Below are 18557 nucleotides of genomic sequence, written 5' to 3'. Positions count from 1 at the left end.
TTTGTACTTCGCTTTGTAAAAACAAGAGTTTTCTGTTTTTTACGGGTAATTTTTTTCAATATAAGCAATGGCTTCTTTCTGAGTCATTGCCGAAAAATTTTTATAACGCTGATGCACGTCGATAATTTCGTCAAGAGCAGCTGCTACTAATTCTTTATTTGACCAGGATTTCAAATTTGCCAGAACAATTTCCAGGCAGCCTTTTTTATAGGCTATTTGTCCTATAACATGCACCAAGGTTGATCTTACGCGTTTTGTTTTATCGTGTTGTAACTCTTTTAGCAGAGGCAGGATATCTTGTGGGTGTTTTCTGCCGCGGAGTTCTATGCCGTGGCAAATCTCGCGGCGTATTTCTTTGTCGTCGTGAAGCAAATACGTTTTCGCCCATTTTAAAACTGGGTTGGGATTTACTTCTCCCATCTTCTTAATAGATCCAATCACCGCATTTCTTGGGGAGTGATGCACATCAAACAGGCCTGTATCAAAAAAATGCTGTACTGATTCAAAATCAGATTTGCCAATTTCTCCAGCGGCATTAATTACAGTTTGGCGAATTTTAAAGTCCTTTTCATTGATAAGTTTTTCAAGCACTTTAATAATTCTGGATTGAATGTTTTTATTCGAAAAATATATACGGCCAATGGAAAGGTAGGCGGCCTTTCGGATGTAGGTGTCTTCGTCTCCAAAATAAACAAGTGAATCGTGCAACTTTCCAGAACTTATTTCTTTTTCAAGTTCATTCTGAATGTTTAAAACCCGTTGAGCCCGCTCTTCTCTATTTAAATCGTAAAACGCCATGTGTTAATTTAAAAGTAGCGAAAATTCGTCGGCTTGAAAAAGGTTTTTGTCTAGTTTGGAGAAACTGAAGAAACCTCCGTAAGACATGGCTGGTATAAGAATCAAAATAGATACTTATGTTTAACCGCTTTCAAAAATTACTTATTGTGCTGGGCCTTTTAACGCCTTTGCTATGGTTTGTTGGCTAAGTGTGGATGCTGTAAATCTAAAATTTGTTAAGTTCGCAACTTATCTTTCGCTGCTGCGTTTTATTCAAAAACTCAATCATGCGCCATTTATTTTTGTTTCTGTTCAGTGGTATGTTACTCTCCGGTTTTTTAGCAGCGCAGAGCCCGAAGTCCGCACTGAAAAATGGGGATATGATCTTCCTGGTAAATCCATCCGGACAAGGAAAAGCCATTCAACTGGCAACACATTCCAAATACACGCATATAGGCATTGTTTTTATTGAAAATGGTAAGGCATTTGTTTATCATGCTGTAGAACCTGTTACTAAAAGTACACTCGAAGAATTTGTTGCCATGAGTGCAGATAAAACTTACGAAGTAAAAAGATTAAAAAATCAGAGTGTTTTAACTCCTGCTGCAATTGAAACTCTGCGTAAGGCTGCTATCAAAGATCTGGGTAAACACTACGATTTAGGGTTTAGTTGGGATGATGATAAGTTATATTGCTCGGAATATGTATGGAAATTATATAAACGTAGTTTAAATTTGGATATCGGATCTTTGAAGCCTTTGAAATCATTTGATTTAAGCCACCCGGCGGTAAAGGCGAAATTGCACGAGCGTTATGGAAACGAAATTCCTTTAAATGAAAATATGATTTCGCCAGGTGATATGTTTAGTTCTGAATTAGTCGAATAATTTCATTTATATTTAGCCAAAAATAATGTTATGCGGAACATATTCTTTTTCATTTTAGCCCTTTCCACCTTTTCAGGCCGGACACAAACTCTAAAAGTAAACATCAACAGCATTCGCAGCGATAAGGGAAATATTCGCCTTGCATTTTATAAAGATTCGAAAAGTTTTGATGACGAGAAAGCTTTTCTCATAAAGACCATCCCAAAAACCGCGTTAAAAAACGGTACGCTTGCTGTAAGTTATAATGGATTAAAACCTGGAACTTATGGCATTGCAATTTTGGATGATGAAAATATAAATGAGAAAATGGACTACGGAATGGTTTTGCCTAAAGAAGGGTTTGGATTTTCAAATTATTTTCACACCGGCATGTCGCGACCAAAATTTGAGAGCTTTGATTTTACTTTGGATAAAGCAGATGTGACTGTAGAGATTAAAGTGAAGTATATGTAAAGAAAAAGCAGTCCGAAGACTGCTTTTGTAAAAGGATTTTATCTCAGATCATTTTCTTGTTAACTTAATTTCCATACTCTTAAATTCTTTGCCATCCTTTTTATCATAGGCGCTTAGTAACTGATTTTTATCATCGATAAATTTTAATTCCTGGCGATAATCCATTTTTTTGCCGGTTGCAGGATCTGTGATATCTCCGGTAAAATTAATTGTATTGGAAGCTTCATCATATGTGCCTTCCATGTACATGAGCCCGGTTGTTGTGTTATCTATGAACGTGCTGATAAATTTCTTTTTCGCGTTATCATAAGCCATTATTTCTTTTCCCTCAAAGTCCATTCCCATCATTTTCCCTTTGTAAGTGGTTTCCTGGTAGCGGCCCTCCATGATCATTCTTGTTTCAACATCGGCTTTGCTTGGTGGCGACAATGGTTCATCCGGACTCATACGAAAACTCATTTCTGCGGTCCATTTGCCATTGGCTGTAGCCATCCATTTATGCATTTCTCCTGGCATACGGTTTTCGTTCCAGGCTTTTGCCATTGCAGCGCTATCCATAGGAACCTCGTCAGGCTTCGCGGTTGTTACAGAATCTTTCGTGTGGCTCGGCTCTTCCACGTGAGCGCCATCGGTTTTTGGAGAATTACATCCCGTTAAAACGATTAAAGAGGCGGCTGATAATAAAAAGTTGAGTTTTTTCATTTTCATAATTTTTAAATAAATATAAAATTTTCTTTTTCAAAGTCAAATGATGAAGGGTTTTTGTTTGAAAATCTCTGCAAATCTTTTGAAACTTCTTTTTACTTTACATTGCTCTTTAAATAGCCATGTTGCCGCAGCGCAAACGTTTATAAACGTAACACGCACATGCCCTTCCCGAAAGAAATGTTCAGACGGGTATGTTATTTACAAAGCATTAATAAAACATATGAAACAAAGCGCCGGAATACTTCTTTATAAATTAGTTCAGCAAAAGCTACAGGTTTTATTGGTGCATCCTGGCGGACCATTTTTCCAAAAAAAAGACCTTGGTTCCTGGACCGTTCCTAAAGGAGAATTTGATTCTACAGAACACGCTATAGACGCTGCCAGGCGTGAGTTTTTTGAGGAGACCGGACAAGAGGTGAAGGGCAATGAAATTCCTTTAAAAAATATCACACAGAAAGGTGGAAAAACTGTATACTGTTTTGCTGTAGAAGGGGAGTTCGACGTTAGAAAATTAAAGAGTAATACTTTTGAAATGGAATGGCCGCCTCGTTCTGGTAAGAAAAAAGAATTTCCTGAAGTTGACAGAGCAGAATGGTTTGCAGCAGAGCAGGCAATGGAAAAAATAATAGAGGCGCAAAAAGCCTTTATTGTTGAGTTGCATACCTTACTCAATTTAAATAGATAACTAGTTGATGGGAAGAAGAGAAAATAAAAAATCCCCACTTTTTCGGTGGGGATTTTTTTTGAATTAATTTTTTATCACTTTAAAATACTGAACAGAATTTGATGTTTCGGTTATTTGAAAAGTGTAAATCCCGTTCGAAAAATCTTTAAGGTCTACTGAAAAAGATTCCTGGCGAATGAAATCACTGAAAACTTTCTGGCCTAGAGCATTGTAAATCTTTATCTGAGAAGTTGCGGAAAAAGCAATGGCATCCATCATTACCACTCCCTTTGTTGGATTTGGATAAAACCTTATTGACTGAGCCTTTGAGGTACTGTTTTCGAGGCCTGTACAAAGATTTACAGATTGTACAATCGTTGCGGTAGTCGAACATCCGTTAGCGTCAGTTCCCTTAACGGAGTATGTGCTGGTTATGGCCGGACTTACAGAAATAGAAGGATTTGTAGCGTTAGTGTTCCAGCTGTAACTTGAGGCGCCACTTACCGTAAGAGTTCCTTCTTCTCCTGCACAAAGGGAAGAATTGCTGCTCGATAAACTAAGAGTTGGCAAGGCGAGTACACTAACTGTTGCTGTAATTGTGTTTTTACAACCAATAGCGTCAGCTCCTGCAATACTATAAGTAGAGGTGCTTGCAGGTGATACAACTGAGCTGCCTCCCTGTATAGTGTAATTTACTGCGCCACCTGGTGTAAGGGTGTAATTACTTCCCAAACAAACGGAGCCGCTGTTGATCGTTAATACCGGGGAAGCATTCACTACAACGGTTGCTACTCTGGTTCCTACACACCCACCGCTGCTTGTGCCGGAGACTGTATAATTGGTGGTTTGCTGAGGAGCAACAGTAGCTGTTCCACTCGAAAAAGTGTATGAAGTCGCACCACCCGGTTGTAAAGTGAAGGTGTTTCCAGCGCAGATGGTACCACTGTTGATAGTAATTGTGGGTGAAACCAGAACTGTGATAGTGGTAGTTGCAACATGGTAGCAACCGTTAGTCCATGTTCCAATCACGCTATAAGTAGTGGTTAATGTAGGATTAACGGTAACAACAGTATTTGAGGAAAGCGTACTCCATGTATAAGTGGTGGCGCCTGAAGCGGTAAGCGTTAAAGAGGCTCCCTTACAAATAGGCTGCACTCCGGCAATTTGTACCATTGGATTAAGATCTGCCCAGTAATTAAAGTCATTACCGGTAAAAGATTGCCAGGTGGGGGAATACGTGATGGCAGAGGTAAATTGTTGCGGACTGTAATAAACCACGTTGGTTGTAGAAGATACGCTATTTACCTGAGGTCCCGGAGGACTTACAGAGTAATTGCCCACAATGAAATAATCTCCTGGAGGTAAAACTACAGGTGATGTAACAGGAAGAAGATGATTGCCTGCTTGTACAGTTGATGTGTTGGTATTTGCTACCAGATAGGAAGGGCTTCCAGCATTGCTCGCGTAAATAGCCATACGGATTTGAGCGCCGGGAGTAACACCTTTGTAACCAATAGCCATCAGGGTGCCGGTTGTACTCAAAGTATATTTCGTTCCAAGCAAAAAATTATCACCCAAGGAAACAGTCGTTGAAGTATAAACTGGCGGGTAGTTTCCAAAGGTACATTGGGCATTAAGTGCCAGGCCTGTTAATAGAAGCTGGCAAAGGATAAGCGTAAAAAGTTTTTTCATGGTTTTTTAGGAAATGGGGTATAAGTTTGCGAAGATAATGAAAAGACTTTGGTCGGAATAAAATTTGATTTTTATTTTTTAAAATCAGGTTTAGATAACATATTAATAAGTGAAATGATTTTGTAATCAAGCGCTGTCAAAAAAGGTGAGCTTTATAACTACCTTGATAAAATATAAACGCGTCCCTGTTTCGTGAGACGCGTTTGTTGAGATACCTTTACTGATTAATTCTTAATTACTTGGTATAAATAATTCTATAAATCCTCCCTTTAGAATCATCCGAAACATAAATAGATCCATCGGGGCCTTGTGCAAGGCCGCAGGGACGATGATCCGCTTTTCCGGAAGCAGAGTTTTCTTTTGAGCCGGAGAAGCCGTCAGCAAAAATTTCCCAGTCACCAGAAGGTTTACCATCTTTAAATGGTTGAAAAACCACAAAGAAGCCAGCTTGTGGTTCTGGTGCGCGATTCCAGGATCCATGAAAAGCGATAAACGCGCCGTTCTTATATTTTTCTGGAAACATGCTTCCCGTGTAAAACAACAAACCATTTGGGGCCATATGTGCAGGGTAAGCCGCAACAGGATCTATGTATTCGTTACCCACTTCTTTTTTTCCATCTCCACCATATTCAGGATTCAATATTTTTTTCTTTGTAGTTGGATCATAATAAGAATAAGGCCAGCCGCAATTATCCCCTTTTTTTAATTCAAACATGCATTCAGCAGGAAGTTCAGCATTTTTTTTAGCATCAAATACATCTGGAAACATGGTAAGTTGGTCGCGGCCATGTTGCATAACAAACAAACTGTTTTTTTCAGTGTTCCAATCCAGGCCAACTACATTACGTAAACCTGTCGCGTAACGTTGTCCATCACCGTAGTGCTGATCTTGTTTATCAGCCTTAAATTGCCAAATTCCCGCAGCAGAGTCGAGTACCGGACAATTCACAATGCCAGGAGAATTATTTTCACGGTCTTTTTGCTGACATGAATTTGAGAAGGCTCCAATGTTCACATAAATATTTCCAGCATTGTCGAGAGCAATTGATTTTGATTCATGCTGGTGACGATCAATGAGCCCGCTGACTATTTTTTCTGGTTTTACAGATTCTACAGGTTCATGTTGCTCGTTTAATTTGTAGCGGTAAACATCGGTATTAGAAGAAGCATACAGATAGTTGTCTTTTAAAAAGATTCCAGTTCCACCATAGGGAGCAAAACCAATTTTTGTGTAATCGTTACCTTTGGCTTTGAGGAAAACAATCCCATTGCCATCTTTATCGGGATAAGCCAGTTTAATAAAAACGTGGCCTTCGGGAGTAATAGCCAGGTGCCTTGCTGGTCCTACTTCGTCGGCAACCTTTAAGGCCCCAAAACCTGCGGGCAAAGTAAGGCCGGCGTTATCTGCATCAGCTTTTAATACAAGTGATTCTGATTTGGGTTCTTCCTTATCTTGATTGCACGAAGGCAGCACGAAGAGTGATGCTAAAGCAAATGCAGAGACGTAACTAAGAGTTTTTAATTGCATGGGGTTATGTTTTAAGAGTGATAAAAGTAAAAATTAAACATCAGGATTAAAAAGAAGTGCATGGCTGGGTGGTATTTTTGTCTTTTTTTAGGGAAATGTTTTGATGGAATGAACTTTGCGGAGATTTAATTGTACTACCTTAACATGACTAAAATTTTATGAAACAATCATTGATATATGGTTTAACGGGGCTTTTGGCTTTATCAACCATGAATGGGCAAACGCCTGATATTCAAAAAATCTGGGAAACAGAAGCTAATCTGAGAGTGCCCGAAAGTGTGATAATGACCAATGATCACAAGGTTCTTTATTTTTCAAATATCGAAGGAGAAACTAACGCAAAAGACACAAAAGGTTCCATTGGCAAAATGGATCCAAATGGAAAGGTGTTAAATGTAGATTGGTTAACAGGCTTAAATGCTCCAAAAGGTCTTGCCATACACGAAGGCAAACTTTATGTGGCAGACGTTGATGAACTTGTGGTAATCGATATAAAGGAGGCCAAAGTTCTGGAACGTATTTCTATTTTTGATGCGAAGTTTTTAAACGACGTTACTATTGCTAAAAACGGGATTATTTACGTTTCAGACACACGTAAGGCGATTATCAGTCGTGTAGAAAATAACGCAGTTAGTGTTTTTATTTCTGAAGTAAAAGGGGTTAATGGTTTATTAGCCGTTGATGATCGTCTTTATTTTTTAAGTGCGGGAGCTTTGTGGAGGGCCGATACGGGCAAAGTGGTAACAAAGATTGCTGAAGGAATGGATGAAAGTGTGGATGGTCTTATACAGACCAAAGCAGGAAATTTTATCGTGTCGTGTTGGAGCGGAATTATTTATCATGTAAAACCCGATGGCAGCAAAACAATTTTATTGGATACGCGGGAGCAGAAGTTAAATACAGCAGATATAGGTTATGATTCTTCAAAAAATATAATTTATGTACCGACTTTTTATGGAAATAAGATTGTAGCGTACAAATTGAAAGAGTAAAAACTAAATTTTAATCATGAAAAAAGCCTCCATTCAACACTGAGCGGAGGTCTTTTTTTAAGTCTCATTTGGATTAAATAAATTTTTCAAATTAAACCCTGTACAGTTAAACGCAATTGTTATGCATAAAAAAAACCGGAGCAGAAAGTCTGTTCCGGTTTAATTTTTTTTAAATTTTATTTCATGTTAACTGGAACGGTTAAGTTTTCCCAGATAATTGAAAGTCCGTTAGGTGTAAATTTATACGTTAGTCTTTCATTCATACCTGATGATTTTGTAGGTTTTACAGTAACGCGCAAAGCGTCGTCTTTTTCTTTGTATTCATAAGCGCCCCATTGTTTTGAGGTTTTATTGAAAATAATAATCCATTCATTTTCATTTGGGATAACAAATAAACCATAGCTACCTGCTGCAAGTTCTTTCCCTTCTACTTTAATAGCTTTGTCTGTAGTAAATAGAGTTGCTTCGTTAGCGCCGGCTCTCCAAACTTTTCCGTAAGGTACCAGGTCGCCCCATATTTTACGTCCTTTTACAGAGGGACTTCCATAATTTACAGAAACCTTAGCGCTTCCTACTTTTCCACTCGCGCTGTCACGTGGGCTGGCCATGGGTTTTTGTCCGAAGGACGATAAAGAGACAAATAGAGCTAAAATAAAAAGCCCTGCTGATTTAATAAATGATTTGTTCATGAGGTTGAATATTAATAAGTTTTTAGTTTAGCCAAATTAAAGGATTTAAAATTAAGCCCCGAAAGAATTATGTTAAGAGGTGTAAAAAATTGACCCCTGATAATTTCGAATTTGCAGTGTTAGAACGTTTTACTTTTCAAGGCTATAATACGCGAATAGGCTTCATTAATTCGTTCTCTCGAAATTTTTTTCTTTTTTACCATTTTCTTAATTACAGCATGGATCTCTGACGCACTAACATTTTTTTGTTCTTTGCTTACATTGTTAGCAAACATTAAAACATCTACTCCCGCGTTTATGGCAAGTTCAATAGCATTTTCAAATCCGTAATTTTTTGCGATAGCACCCATCTGCATATCGTCTGAAAATACAACTCCTTTATAACCTAAGAGTCCTCTCAAGATGTCGGTGACAACCTTATTTGATAAAGTTGCCGGCAAGTAAGAATTATCCCAACGCTTATTAATTATATGTGCCGTCATTATCGCATCGTAATTTCCTGAACTTAAAACAGTGAAGTAGGGGAAGAGTTCTTTGAAACTCCATGTTTCCGTTACATCCACAATACCTGCATGCGAATCTGCCGTTGAACTTCCGTGGCCGGGAAAATGTTTTAGTATGGTTTTGATTCCGTTCTCATGATGCGCTTGAATACAAAGCAAAGCATTTTTGCTAACTACATCAGGATTGTCGGAAAAACTACGCTGACGTTTTACGATGACAGTATTTTCAGGATTCATAGCCATATCAAGGGTAGGGGCATAGTTGCAGTTAAATCCTAATTCTTTTAATTCTGCAGTAAGGCGGCGATTATAAAAAAGAGTGGAGTCTGAGTTATCGATTTTTCCAAGGTAAGCTGCAGAAGGCATTCCAACAAAGCCATATTTTTCTTTTAAACGATGCACCAATCCCCCTTCTTCGTCGATGCTTACAAACAAAGGAATAGCAGAATTTTTCTGGAGATCGGAATTGAGCTGAATCAGTTTGTTTCTCGAATCTGCAGGGGAAATATTTTTTTCAAAAAGAACAACGCCTCCTACTTTTCCATCACGAATTTCTTTTAAAAGCGTATCATCCGGCGAAACCGCCGTTCTTCCTTTTATTCCAACCATAATCATTTGCCCGATCTTGATATCGAGGCTATCCACTTCCTGTTTTGCCGATCCGGGTAATGGTGCATCTTCTTTATTGATCATCGAGATAAAGAAAAGTGAAGTGAACAGAAGGAAAAAAATAAACTGGATTTTTTTAGACATGATTTGTTTTTTTTATCACGGTGAATGAAAGAACAAAATAAAATAAAATAGTTTAAATTTGACCGACACAGGCGTGGAGTTATAAAAAACGAAATGTTTGTTCACAAACATGTAAACCCATGCCTTTCAACTTTACTCTTTCCGGAAAAAGTCCTGTTTCAAGCCAGTTTTACAGCAAAAATATTTTCAATTTTAAAGACGCTTTATCCTTTGTAAAACAACTGAAGTATGCCAGGAACTCTGACAAAAACAATCTTCTTACGGTATTTTCTGAAAATTGCGGAACCTGTAGCACCAAGCATGCTTTATTAAAAGTGTTGGCCATCGAAAATGATGTTAAAGATCTTCAGCTTATTTTAGGCCTGTTTAAAATGAATGCAGATAATTCGCCTCTTATTGGTAAGACTTTAAGTAATTATAAACTCGCTTATATTCCAGAGGCTCATAATTATTTGCGGTTTAAAGGAGAAATGATCGATGTAACCAAAGTGATATGGAATAAAGAAGAAATTGAAAAGGTAATTCTTGACGAAATCGAAATAGAAGCTGATCAAATCACTCACTTTAAAGTAGCGTATCATAAAAACTATCTTCAGAAGTGGATCATAGAAAATAAAATTCCCTATAGCTTAGATGATATTTGGTCAATCAGAGAAAAATGTATCCTGGATCTCTCAAATTAAAAGGTATAAAAAAAGGGGCATCGAAATTAATTCAATGCCCCTTCTCTTAAATGCAAAAATTAACTTTGTCAATCAACCAGTAACTGGTATCTATCGATCATTAACTATTGACTAGTGTCTGTCAACTACCAGATATGAGCGCGCTCTTCCGGTTTAATATACATTTTATCAGTAGGTTTAATATCAAAAGCTGCATAGAAAGGATCAAAATTCGCTGCAGGTCCATTTACGCGGAACATTTCAGGAGAATGCGGATCTGTGTTAATTCTTGTGCGAAGAATTTCGTCTCTGTTTTTCAATCTCCAAACCTGAGCATAACCTAAAAAGAAACGTTGATCAGGAGTAAATCCATCAATACGAACGGTATCTTTCCCCTGTTTGGTCATTTTAAATGCGTCGTATGAAATAGCCAAACCACCGATATCAGCAAGGTTTTCACCAAGGGTTAATGCACCATTTACATGTTGATCGTTTAGCACAACATAATTATTATACTGATTAATAACAGCTCCGGTTTTTGCTTTGAATTTTATACTGTCTTCGCTGCTCCACCAGTTTTTCATGTTTCCTTTTTCATCATATTGACAACCCTGATCGTCAAAACCATGAGTCATTTCATGCCCTATAACCATTCCGATAGCTCCATAATTAATAGCATCGTCAGCATTTGCATCGAAGAAAGGAAATTGTAAAATACCTGCGGGGAAAACGATCTCGTTGTTTGTAGGATTGTAATAAGCATTTACAGTAGGAGGACTCATGCCCCATTCCATGCGATCAACAGGCTTGCCGATTTTTTCCATTTCTTCTTTATGATTATGCATACGAACACTTTTAGCATTCGCGAAGAAATTATTTTTATCGATACTCACATCATCGTAGTTTTTCCATTTTTCAGGATAACCGATTTTTTTGAGGAACGTATGTAGTTTGGTAGTAGCTCTTTCTTTTGTAGGAGCGCTCATCCAATCAAGATTTTGAATTCTGTTATCAAAAGCTTTTTGAAGGTTGTTTACCAATTCATCCATGCGTTGCTTTGCAGTTTCGTTAAAATATTTTTTCACATAAACTTGCCCAAGCATTTCTCCTAATCCGCCATTTACACGGTTAGTCATTTTTTTCCAACGCTCACTGTCTTTTTTCTGACCACTAAAAGTTCTTCCAAATTCGAAGCTTGCAGTAGCAAAATCTTTGCTTAATAAGCTTGCATTCGTATTGATGTAATCGAATTTTAATTTTGTTTTCCACGCATCAATCGGCTGACTAGCCAACATTTTGCTTAAGCCAGAATAATAACCAGGTTGACTAACATTTACCGAATCAACTTTAACACCTAATTTTTGGAAATAATTTGACCAGCCAACATTTGGAGAGATCTTTTCCAGAGCAGCTACACTCATTTTGTTGTAGTTAGCCTGTGGGTCACGCATTTCAACAGGAGTGCGATGTGTTTTAGCGATTTCCGTTTCAAGAGCTAATATAGCGTTCGCATTTTTGTTAGCTGTAGCAGCATCTGTTCCAGTTAGCAGGAACATTTTTTCAGCATAAGCCACAAGAGCTTTTCTGGAAGCTTCGCTGGCGCTGTCTTTACGCGTATAGTAATCTTTTTCCGGAAGTGAAGTTCCGGTCTGATAAAAAATAGCGATATTCTGGCCGCTGTTTTTTTCATCGGCTCCAACGTACAGAGCGATCAAATCACCTTCCCCGCGCGCAGACATATCCGCAACAAGGTTCATCAATTCTTTGTAATCTTTAACGGCATCAATTTTCGCTAACTGTTCTTTCAACGGTTGTGCTCCCAACTTATCAATTGTTACTGTATCCATACCACTTGCGTAGTAATCGCCCAGTTTTTGTTCAGTAGTTCCTTGAGTGCTATTGCTCTTGGCGGCATCTTCAAGAAGCCCTTTTAGTTTTTTAAGGTTTTCTTCATACAAAGTGTAAAAGCTTCCCCAGCCACTTTGATCGTCAGGTATAACAGCAGTTTTCATCCATGCGCCATTTGCATATAGAAAAAAATTATCTCCGGCTTTTACGGTTGAATCCATGCCAGCCTTATCAAAATAAGAGTGTGTGTTTTTGTCAGCAGGCTGATCTGTTTTGCAGGAAGAAGCCGCTAGCAACAGAAAAGCACCAATGCCGATTATCGGCTTTTTAAAGTGAATTTGCATAAGTGATTTTTTAGAATGAACAATGCGGCAAAAGTGTGAAAAAATCCTGAAAAGGAAAATTAAATTACATGAGTGGTAGCCCAAAAAGGGTGATTTTTTTTAATCTGTTTCCAACACATCACCGGTCTCTTTAAACCGGCGTTTTTTATCTTCAATTTTCTTGTGAATAAATTCCGGCCAGGAATCAGGATTTTCTGCGTCATATATTTTTAACTCCTGTTTAGGGTCCGCTATAAGTAGTTCGTCCTGGCTGATGTTTAAAATTTTTGCTGCTGCTTCAACTCCTGAATAGGCTGCGCCTCCAACCCCATGCGAAAGCGTACTGGCACCACAGAGATATAGATTTTTGACTTCAGATTTTGTATTGAAGGAGAAAGGACCAATTTGAGTGAATTTTTTCTCGGTACCATAAACATTTCCTTTTGTTCCCTGGATGTAATATTGATTGGTTTTGGGAGTACCTAATTCTACCTGCACTATGTTTTTTTTAGCCCCTGGAATTATTTTTTCCACGTTATTTAAAAACTTTTTTATCAGGATTGCCTTTTGTTCAGCATATACTTCAGAATGGTAATCTGTGCCCTTGCTGAATTTGTCGAAACTTTCATTGTCAATAAAAGTTACTACTTCAAAAGTATGGTACCTGCCATTAAAACTTACAGGATCTTTTAAAGTGGGACAACTTAAAAATACCGCTGGAAATTCTTCTCCCGCCAGTATATCAGTGTCTTTTAATTCATCGTAAATCGCATCGAGATCCGCATTTTTTACCGACCAAACGTTGCCCGAATCAATGCCGGCAGCACGCACATCCATGTCGAGTGTCAAGAATAAAATGAGCGAGGTGACAGAATATTTTGTCTTAGAGAGTTTTTTAATAAGTCCTTTACTGAGATATTCTTCCCCGATAAGTTTTTGGTAAGTTGTAGTTGGGTCTGCATTGGATACAATATTTTTCGCAAAAATTTGCTGACCGTTTTCGAGTTCAACTCCTACGGCAACTTTATTTTCAAGAATAATTTTTTTCACGGTTTGTTTCACACGCACTTCCCCGTCAAGTTTTTTTAAAGCAGTAGTCATTGCTTTTACTATGCCCGCGCCGCCACCCATAGGATAAAAGGCACCCGAAAAATAATGATACATCACTACACAATGCACCGGGAAACTTGCTTTATAAGGAGGCAAGCCATGATCTCCACATTGAATATTGAGAATACTTTTTAAAAGAGGGTCTTTGATATGCCAGTCGATAACCCGCTTTAAAGTAAACAAACCATATTTTCCCATTTCCTTGGTGCGAAATGCAATGGTTAAGTGATCCATAAAGCCACGCATTTTAGGAATGAGTTGTACCTGCTGACTTACCTTCTCAACCAGCGTTAAATATTTTTTTAAGTTTTTTCTTTCAGCCGGAAATCGTTGCGAGAGACTTTCGTACAAAGCATCAAGTCCCGCAGGCATATTAATGGTTTCATTTCCAATGATACAATGCTCGTAGGCTTTTTCATTCATTCTGAAAAAAACAAGATCATTGGCAATACCAAGGGCTTTATAAAGTTCACTGGTAGATTGTCCTTTATCTAAAAGTCCGATATAATGTACTCCCGGACTAAATCTTTGTCCGTTGAGGTGAAAACTGTGACACCATCCGCCCGGTACATAATGTTGCTCGAGGACCAGAACTTTTTGCCCTTTCTTGGCCAGGCAAAGGGCAGCTGTCATTCCACCCGCACCGGATCCAATAACAATGGTATCAAAGATTTCTTTTTGCACTTCAGTAAATTTCACGACCCTGCAATGTAGGCAAAAACAGGCTCAGATTAGTGTTTATAACACCTAAGAAATGAAAAAGTTTAAAGTGCGTTTGTCTTGAAAAAGAAAGATTAGGCGCAAATTTTTTTGTAAGAATGCGCGAATTTTTAGTTCGCGCATTGAGCAACTACTCTATAAATGGATGAAAATTTTCTGATTAACTCAATACTGTTAACTCTTTTGCCTACTGTGTGTTTAGAGCAGGTGCAGCAGGTTATGCAGAATACTTTTTGAAAATAGAACTTGCGGTATGTCCTCCAAAGCCAAAAGAATTATTCAAAGCATAATTTACATTTGCCTTGATTGACTTTCCTGTAACAATGTTTACAAGTTCTTCAATTTCTTCATCCCTGTTTTCTAAATTAATTGTAGCAGGAATGATTCCGTTTTTAATAGCCAGCACACATGCAATTCCTTCTACAGCGCCCGCTGCACCCAATAAATGTCCCGTCATAGACTTAGTAGCGCTGATAGCTACCATTCCATTTCCAAAAACTTTTTGAATGCCTTTGAGTTCGCTAATGTCACCGAGGCCTGTAGATGTGGCATGTGCGTTAATATAATCGATTTTTGAAGCGTCGATACCCACATCTTTTAAAGCTTTTTCAATTCCTAAATAAGCACCAATCCCATCAGGCGCCGTACCAGTAAGATGATAAGCATCAGCGGCCATTCCCCCTCCAACAATCTCTGCGTATATTTTAGCGCCGCGGTTCAGGGCGTGTTCTAAATCCTCAAGAATCAATGCTCCGGCACCTTCGCCTATTACAAAACCATCGCGGTCTTTGTCGAATGGACGCGAGGCTTTATCAGGATTTTCATTGTTTTTAGACAGGGCCTGGGCAGCTCCGAACCCACCTACAGAAGCTTGCGTAATGGCTGCTTCAGAACCTCCGGCAACCATGATTGTTGCTTTGCCTAAACGAATAGTGTCAAATGCAGAAATAATAGCAGTGTTGGATGAGGCACAGGCAGAAACCGTACAATAGTTTGGTCCATGAAGTTTATTACGGATGGAAATAACTCCAGCTGCGATGTCAACAATCATTTTGGCAATAAAAAAAGGATTAAATCTTGGTGTACCGTCTCCCTTGTGAAATTCGTCCAGTTGTTCTTCGAAGGTTGCAATGCCTCCATTTCCGCTTGCCCAGATAACTCCCACTTCAGCTCTCTCATCTATGGTCATTTTTTCGAAGTTTAATCCTGAATCTTTTATAGCCTGCTCAGATGCTGCTATGGCATATTGCGTAAAAAGATCATACTTACGCATTTCTTTTTTATCGCCATAATCATCGGGGTTAAACCCTTTTACCTCACAGGCAAAACGTGTTTTAAATTTTGAAGCGTCAAATTTTGTAATGGGACCTACTCCGTTTTTACCCGCCACTAAGTTAGTCCAGAATTCGTCTACTGTATTTCCAATGGGCGTAATGGCTCCAAGCCCCGTTATAACTACTCTTTTCATAATTGGTCGTTTTTAATCTATTTCTCTATTCCTGTTTTTAAAAGATTGGAATATGCGCGTGCAATTAAACGATTTTTTCCCTCATTCCAAACTTCACATTGCACATTAACAATCTGCTTTCCTTTTTTTATGACTAGAGTTTCGGCAATAATAATATCTCCTTCTCTTGCAGGAGCAAAATAATCTACTACATTATTCAACGTTGTATAAAAGTGGCTTTCGTTAAACGAAAAGAGCGTCGCTCCAATTACATCGTCGATGATGGCAGCGGTAACTCCGCCATGCAAGCCGCCCATGGGATTTGTCATCTCGTGTCTGACTTTATACTGGAAAACTAACTTCCCTCTTTCAGCAGCCAGCACAATTGGTTTCAGCCATTTCATAAAAGGAGAAGGAGTGGCCTCAAATTCTTTTCCAAGATGGGCTTGTAAAATTTCTAGTTGATTATTAGGATTCATTGCCGGTTTTTTTTTCGTTAAATAGATAATCTACAAAATTTTGTACTCGCGGACCAATAACAAGTATTGCTGGAATAACCACACAATAAGCCAGAGCCCATGACTTGAGCCAGGTAGTTAAAAATTTATCTACAAAGCCAATAGTGATAGAGATCAGAGTAAAAGAAATAATTCCAGTGGTAATAATACCCATAATAAGGGCAAAAGCAATTTTCTGTTTCATTTTTTTACTTTTTAGTGTCTTCCGTTCACTAATTTTAAAGCTTCGTTAGGGGAAGAGAGAAATACTTTGTAAACATGCGCGGTATTGCCTACATGAATTTCATACTCATCCTTTTCAAATGCCTCGGTAAATTCTTTCGCTACTTGTGATGGTTGAATTCCCTTGCTCCCGCCGATAATTTCAGAAAACTCAGTATTTACTAAAGGAGGCATAAGTTCGAAAACTTTTACCGGGCTCCCCTCTAATTCTAAACGCAAAGACAGGGTATAAGAGTGCAGTGCTGCTTTACTTGCTGAATAAGTAGCAAGCTGTCCCGGTACAAAAGCCACAACCGAAGAAACGTTTACAATAGCCGCCTCCTTTTGTTTTTTAAGATGCGGTAATAATTTTTCGTTCAACCGAATGATAGAAAGATAATTCGTTAGCATTTCTTCTTCTGCTTTTTCGAATCCATTGATGTTTTCATCGGTTAGTTTGTAAAGTATTGCACGACCAGCATTATTTATTACAACATTTAATTCAGGAAAGTCTGTTGTGATTTTCTTTACAAAATCTTCTACACCTTCTTTTCTGCTGACATCAAAATTAACAGCAGTAACATTGTTTAACTTAAGCGCAGCTTTGTGCAACCGGTCCTGGTCTCTGCCTGTTATAATTATTTTATTCCCTTTTTCGGAAAGTAATTTTGCGATTTCAAATCCAATTCCCGCACTACCGCCGCTAATTAAAACGGTATTTCCTGTTGTTTTACTCATGTTTTTATTTTTTTCAGATTTATGCCATCGGGAATCTTTGATTTTATTTTTCTAAAATCATAGTTATCCCTTGTCCACCGGCCGCGCAAATGGAAATAAATCCTTTGCCTGAGCCTTTCTGATTCAGTAGCTTTGCCATTGTTGCAATTACCCGTCCACCTGTGGCTGCAAAAGGATGTGCCACGGCCAGACTGCTGCCGTTGACATTTAATTTGCTGCGGTCTATCTTTCCTAATGGTCTATCGTAACCAAATGTTTTACTTAAGTCGGGACTTTCCCAGATTTTTAATGTTGTTAAAACCTGCGCTGCGAAAGCTTCATGAATTTCATAGAAATCGAAGTCCTGCAGAGTAAGTCCTGCTTTTTTTAGCATACGTGTAGCTGCGTGAACAGGCGCTAATAATAAATTGTGTTTGTTGGTCACATATTCTATTGCAGCAATTTCAGAGAAAGTGATATAAGCAAGTACCGGAAGATTGTGGGTTTTTGCCCATTCTTCTGAAGCTAATAAAATACAGGAGGCCCCGTCAGTAAAAGGAGTTGAGTTACCCGCGGTCAATGTTCCGTTTGTTTTATCGAATGCCGGTTTTAATTTCTTCAATTTTTCAAGAGTGGTGTCGCGCCTCAGATTAGTATCGCTTTCCAATCCCAGATAAGGCGTCATCATGTCTTTAAAAAATCCTGCATCATAAGCCCTCGCCATTTTTTGATGACTCTCTAAGGCAAACTGATCTTGCTCAGCTCTGGAAATTTTATAAAATTTGGCGGTCAGTTCGGTATGCTCGCCCATCGACATCCCTGTTCTCGGTTCACCACCCGGCGGAACAACAGGCGATAGATCTTTAGGGCGGATTTTCAGAAACTGTTTTAATTTTCCACCGAAACTTTTTTCGCGACTAGCAGCCAGTAAAATAGTTCTGAAATTTTCCGAAACAACAATCGGCACATTACTTGTTGAATCAACCCCACCTGCAATTCCCACTTCTATCTGTCCTAAAGCAATTTTATTGGCAATGTAAACAGCCGCTTCAATGCCGGTATCACAGGCTTGTTGTATGTCGCAGGCAGGAGTGGCAGGGTCAAGACTTGTTCCTAAAACAGATTCGCGCATAATGGCTCTTTCACTGCTATGTTTTATAACGGCACCCCCGGCTACTTCTCCCAGAAGCTCTCCTTTCAGCTGATAGCGGTCAATTAATCCATTTAACGCGGCCGTCATCATATCCTGGTTCGTAGCATTGGCATAGGCCGTATTTTGCCTTGCGAAAGGAATGCGGTTATATCCAATCACCGCTACTTTTTTTACCTGATGAGTTGTTTGCATATTTTTTGTATTTAAGAGGG

18 protein-coding genes are annotated in these 18557 nt (G+C 38.6%); 5 read left to right on the top strand and 13 right to left on the bottom strand.

Annotated elements, in window-relative coordinates; genetic code table 11:
- Nucleotides 1-39: 39 nt before the first annotated feature.
- The gene (locus CNR22_04825) at nucleotides 40-798 is read right to left on the bottom strand and encodes a hypothetical protein (GenBank protein ID PBQ31114.1); all 759 of its coding nucleotides are present in this window, start codon (nucleotides 796-798) and stop codon (nucleotides 40-42) included.
- A gap of 266 nt (nucleotides 799-1064) precedes the next feature.
- Here CNR22_04825 and CNR22_04820 point away from each other — a divergent pair, with 266 nt between their 5' ends.
- Entirely contained in the window at nucleotides 1065-1664 is a 600-nt protein-coding gene (locus CNR22_04820; GenBank protein ID PBQ31113.1) for a peptidoglycan peptidase, read from the top strand.
- 30 nt (nucleotides 1665-1694) lie between these two features.
- Nucleotides 1695-2117, top strand: coding sequence for a hypothetical protein (locus tag CNR22_04815; GenBank protein PBQ31112.1), 423 nt, complete (start codon nucleotides 1695-1697; stop codon nucleotides 2115-2117).
- A gap of 48 nt (nucleotides 2118-2165) precedes the next feature.
- Here the strand turns inward: CNR22_04815 and CNR22_04810 are convergent, their stop codons facing one another.
- A complete protein-coding gene (locus tag CNR22_04810; protein PBQ31111.1) occupies nucleotides 2166-2825 on the bottom strand; it encodes a hypothetical protein in 660 nt (219 codons plus the stop codon).
- 220 nt (nucleotides 2826-3045) lie between these two features.
- Here CNR22_04810 and CNR22_04805 point away from each other — a divergent pair, with 220 nt between their 5' ends.
- The gene (locus tag CNR22_04805; GenBank protein PBQ34821.1) at nucleotides 3046-3510 is read left to right on the top strand and encodes an NUDIX hydrolase; all 465 of its coding nucleotides are present in this window, start codon (nucleotides 3046-3048) and stop codon (nucleotides 3508-3510) included.
- Nucleotides 3511-3573: 63 nt separating this feature from the next.
- Here CNR22_04805 and CNR22_04800 read toward each other — a convergent pair whose 3' ends face one another.
- Nucleotides 3574-5181 (bottom strand): hypothetical protein, encoded by a 1608-nt coding sequence (locus tag CNR22_04800; GenBank protein ID PBQ31110.1) that lies wholly within the window; start codon nucleotides 5179-5181, stop codon nucleotides 3574-3576.
- 235 nt (nucleotides 5182-5416) lie between these two features.
- Nucleotides 5417-6709, bottom strand: a complete 1293-nt coding sequence (locus CNR22_04795; protein PBQ31109.1) for a sorbosone dehydrogenase — start codon at nucleotides 6707-6709, stop codon at nucleotides 5417-5419.
- A 158-nt stretch (nucleotides 6710-6867) separates the two neighbouring features.
- On the opposite strand from CNR22_04795, the gene CNR22_04790 reads away from it, so the two are divergent.
- On the top strand, nucleotides 6868-7701 hold the full coding sequence (locus tag CNR22_04790; protein ID PBQ31108.1) for an ATP/GTP-binding protein: 834 nt from the start codon (nucleotides 6868-6870) through the stop codon (nucleotides 7699-7701).
- A gap of 176 nt (nucleotides 7702-7877) precedes the next feature.
- Here CNR22_04790 and CNR22_04785 read toward each other — a convergent pair whose 3' ends face one another.
- Nucleotides 7878-8390: a hypothetical protein gene (locus CNR22_04785; GenBank protein ID PBQ31107.1), complete on the bottom strand. Its 513-nt coding sequence runs from the start codon at nucleotides 8388-8390 to the stop codon at nucleotides 7878-7880.
- A gap of 119 nt (nucleotides 8391-8509) precedes the next feature.
- Entirely contained in the window at nucleotides 8510-9634 is a 1125-nt protein-coding gene (locus tag CNR22_04780; protein ID PBQ34820.1) for a b-N-acetylglucosaminidase, read from the bottom strand.
- 131 nt (nucleotides 9635-9765) lie between these two features.
- Here CNR22_04780 and CNR22_04775 point away from each other — a divergent pair, with 131 nt between their 5' ends.
- Nucleotides 9766-10329, top strand: a complete 564-nt coding sequence (locus CNR22_04775) for a hypothetical protein (GenBank protein ID PBQ31106.1) — start codon at nucleotides 9766-9768, stop codon at nucleotides 10327-10329.
- A gap of 125 nt (nucleotides 10330-10454) precedes the next feature.
- Here CNR22_04775 and CNR22_04770 read toward each other — a convergent pair whose 3' ends face one another.
- From CNR22_04770 to CNR22_04740, 7 genes are all read right to left on the bottom strand, one after another.
- Nucleotides 10455-12500, bottom strand: a complete 2046-nt coding sequence (locus CNR22_04770; protein PBQ31105.1) for a peptidase M13 — start codon at nucleotides 12498-12500, stop codon at nucleotides 10455-10457.
- A gap of 99 nt (nucleotides 12501-12599) precedes the next feature.
- On the bottom strand, nucleotides 12600-14222 hold the full coding sequence (locus CNR22_04765; protein PBQ34819.1) for a phytoene dehydrogenase: 1623 nt from the start codon (nucleotides 14220-14222) through the stop codon (nucleotides 12600-12602).
- Nucleotides 14223-14526: 304 nt separating this feature from the next.
- Nucleotides 14527-15777, bottom strand: coding sequence for a beta-ketoacyl-[acyl-carrier-protein] synthase II (fabF, locus tag CNR22_04760; GenBank protein ID PBQ31104.1), 1251 nt, complete (start codon nucleotides 15775-15777; stop codon nucleotides 14527-14529).
- A 17-nt stretch (nucleotides 15778-15794) separates the two neighbouring features.
- The gene (locus CNR22_04755) at nucleotides 15795-16160 is read right to left on the bottom strand and encodes a thioesterase (GenBank protein PBQ34818.1); all 366 of its coding nucleotides are present in this window, start codon (nucleotides 16158-16160) and stop codon (nucleotides 15795-15797) included.
- A gap of 64 nt (nucleotides 16161-16224) precedes the next feature.
- On the bottom strand, nucleotides 16225-16458 hold the full coding sequence (locus CNR22_04750) for a hypothetical protein (GenBank protein PBQ31103.1): 234 nt from the start codon (nucleotides 16456-16458) through the stop codon (nucleotides 16225-16227).
- Between the two features lie 11 nt (nucleotides 16459-16469).
- Nucleotides 16470-17213 (bottom strand): short-chain dehydrogenase, encoded by a 744-nt coding sequence (locus tag CNR22_04745; protein ID PBQ31102.1) that lies wholly within the window; start codon nucleotides 17211-17213, stop codon nucleotides 16470-16472.
- A 43-nt stretch (nucleotides 17214-17256) separates the two neighbouring features.
- Nucleotides 17257-18537, bottom strand: a complete 1281-nt coding sequence (locus tag CNR22_04740; GenBank protein ID PBQ31101.1) for an acetyl-CoA C-acyltransferase — start codon at nucleotides 18535-18537, stop codon at nucleotides 17257-17259.
- Nucleotides 18538-18557 lie beyond the last annotated feature (20 nt).

This window comes from Sphingobacteriaceae bacterium (genome assembly GCA_002319075.1).
Taxonomy (GTDB): domain Bacteria; phylum Bacteroidota; class Bacteroidia; order B-17B0; family Aurantibacillaceae; genus Aurantibacillus.
Note: the sequence above shows the minus strand (reverse complement) of the source record. Positions and strands in the feature narration are given on the sequence as shown.

Bases quoted from the DNA above. Each gene is read 5' to 3' on its own strand.
- CNR22_04825 (PBQ31114.1), bottom strand. From the start codon at position 798: ATGGCGTTTTACGATTTAAATAGAGAAGAGCGGGCTCAACGGGTTTTA.
- CNR22_04820 (PBQ31113.1), top strand. From the start codon at position 1,065: ATGCGCCATTTATTTTTGTTTCTGTTCAGTGGTATGTTACTCTCCGGT.
- CNR22_04815 (PBQ31112.1), top strand. From the start codon at position 1,695: ATGCGGAACATATTCTTTTTCATTTTAGCCCTTTCCACCTTTTCAGGC.
- CNR22_04810 (PBQ31111.1), bottom strand. From the start codon at position 2,825: ATGAAAATGAAAAAACTCAACTTTTTATTATCAGCCGCCTCTTTAATC.
- CNR22_04805 (PBQ34821.1), top strand. From the start codon at position 3,046: ATGAAACAAAGCGCCGGAATACTTCTTTATAAATTAGTTCAGCAAAAG.
- CNR22_04800 (PBQ31110.1), bottom strand. From the start codon at position 5,181: ATGAAAAAACTTTTTACGCTTATCCTTTGCCAGCTTCTATTAACAGGC.
- CNR22_04795 (PBQ31109.1), bottom strand. From the start codon at position 6,709: ATGCAATTAAAAACTCTTAGTTACGTCTCTGCATTTGCTTTAGCATCA.
- CNR22_04790 (PBQ31108.1), top strand. From the start codon at position 6,868: ATGAAACAATCATTGATATATGGTTTAACGGGGCTTTTGGCTTTATCA.
- CNR22_04785 (PBQ31107.1), bottom strand. From the start codon at position 8,390: ATGAACAAATCATTTATTAAATCAGCAGGGCTTTTTATTTTAGCTCTA.
- CNR22_04775 (PBQ31106.1), top strand. From the start codon at position 9,766: ATGCCTTTCAACTTTACTCTTTCCGGAAAAAGTCCTGTTTCAAGCCAG.
- CNR22_04770 (PBQ31105.1), bottom strand. From the start codon at position 12,500: ATGCAAATTCACTTTAAAAAGCCGATAATCGGCATTGGTGCTTTTCTG.
- CNR22_04765 (PBQ34819.1), bottom strand. From the start codon at position 14,222: ATGACAGCTGCCCTTTGCCTGGCCAAGAAAGGGCAAAAAGTTCTGGTC.
- fabF (PBQ31104.1), bottom strand. From the start codon at position 15,777: ATGAAAAGAGTAGTTATAACGGGGCTTGGAGCCATTACGCCCATTGGA.
- CNR22_04755 (PBQ34818.1), bottom strand. From the start codon at position 16,160: ATGAAATGGCTGAAACCAATTGTGCTGGCTGCTGAAAGAGGGAAGTTA.
- CNR22_04750 (PBQ31103.1), bottom strand. From the start codon at position 16,458: ATGAAACAGAAAATTGCTTTTGCCCTTATTATGGGTATTATTACCACT.
- CNR22_04745 (PBQ31102.1), bottom strand. From the start codon at position 17,213: ATGAGTAAAACAACAGGAAATACCGTTTTAATTAGCGGCGGTAGTGCG.
- CNR22_04740 (PBQ31101.1), bottom strand. From the start codon at position 18,537: ATGCAAACAACTCATCAGGTAAAAAAAGTAGCGGTGATTGGATATAAC.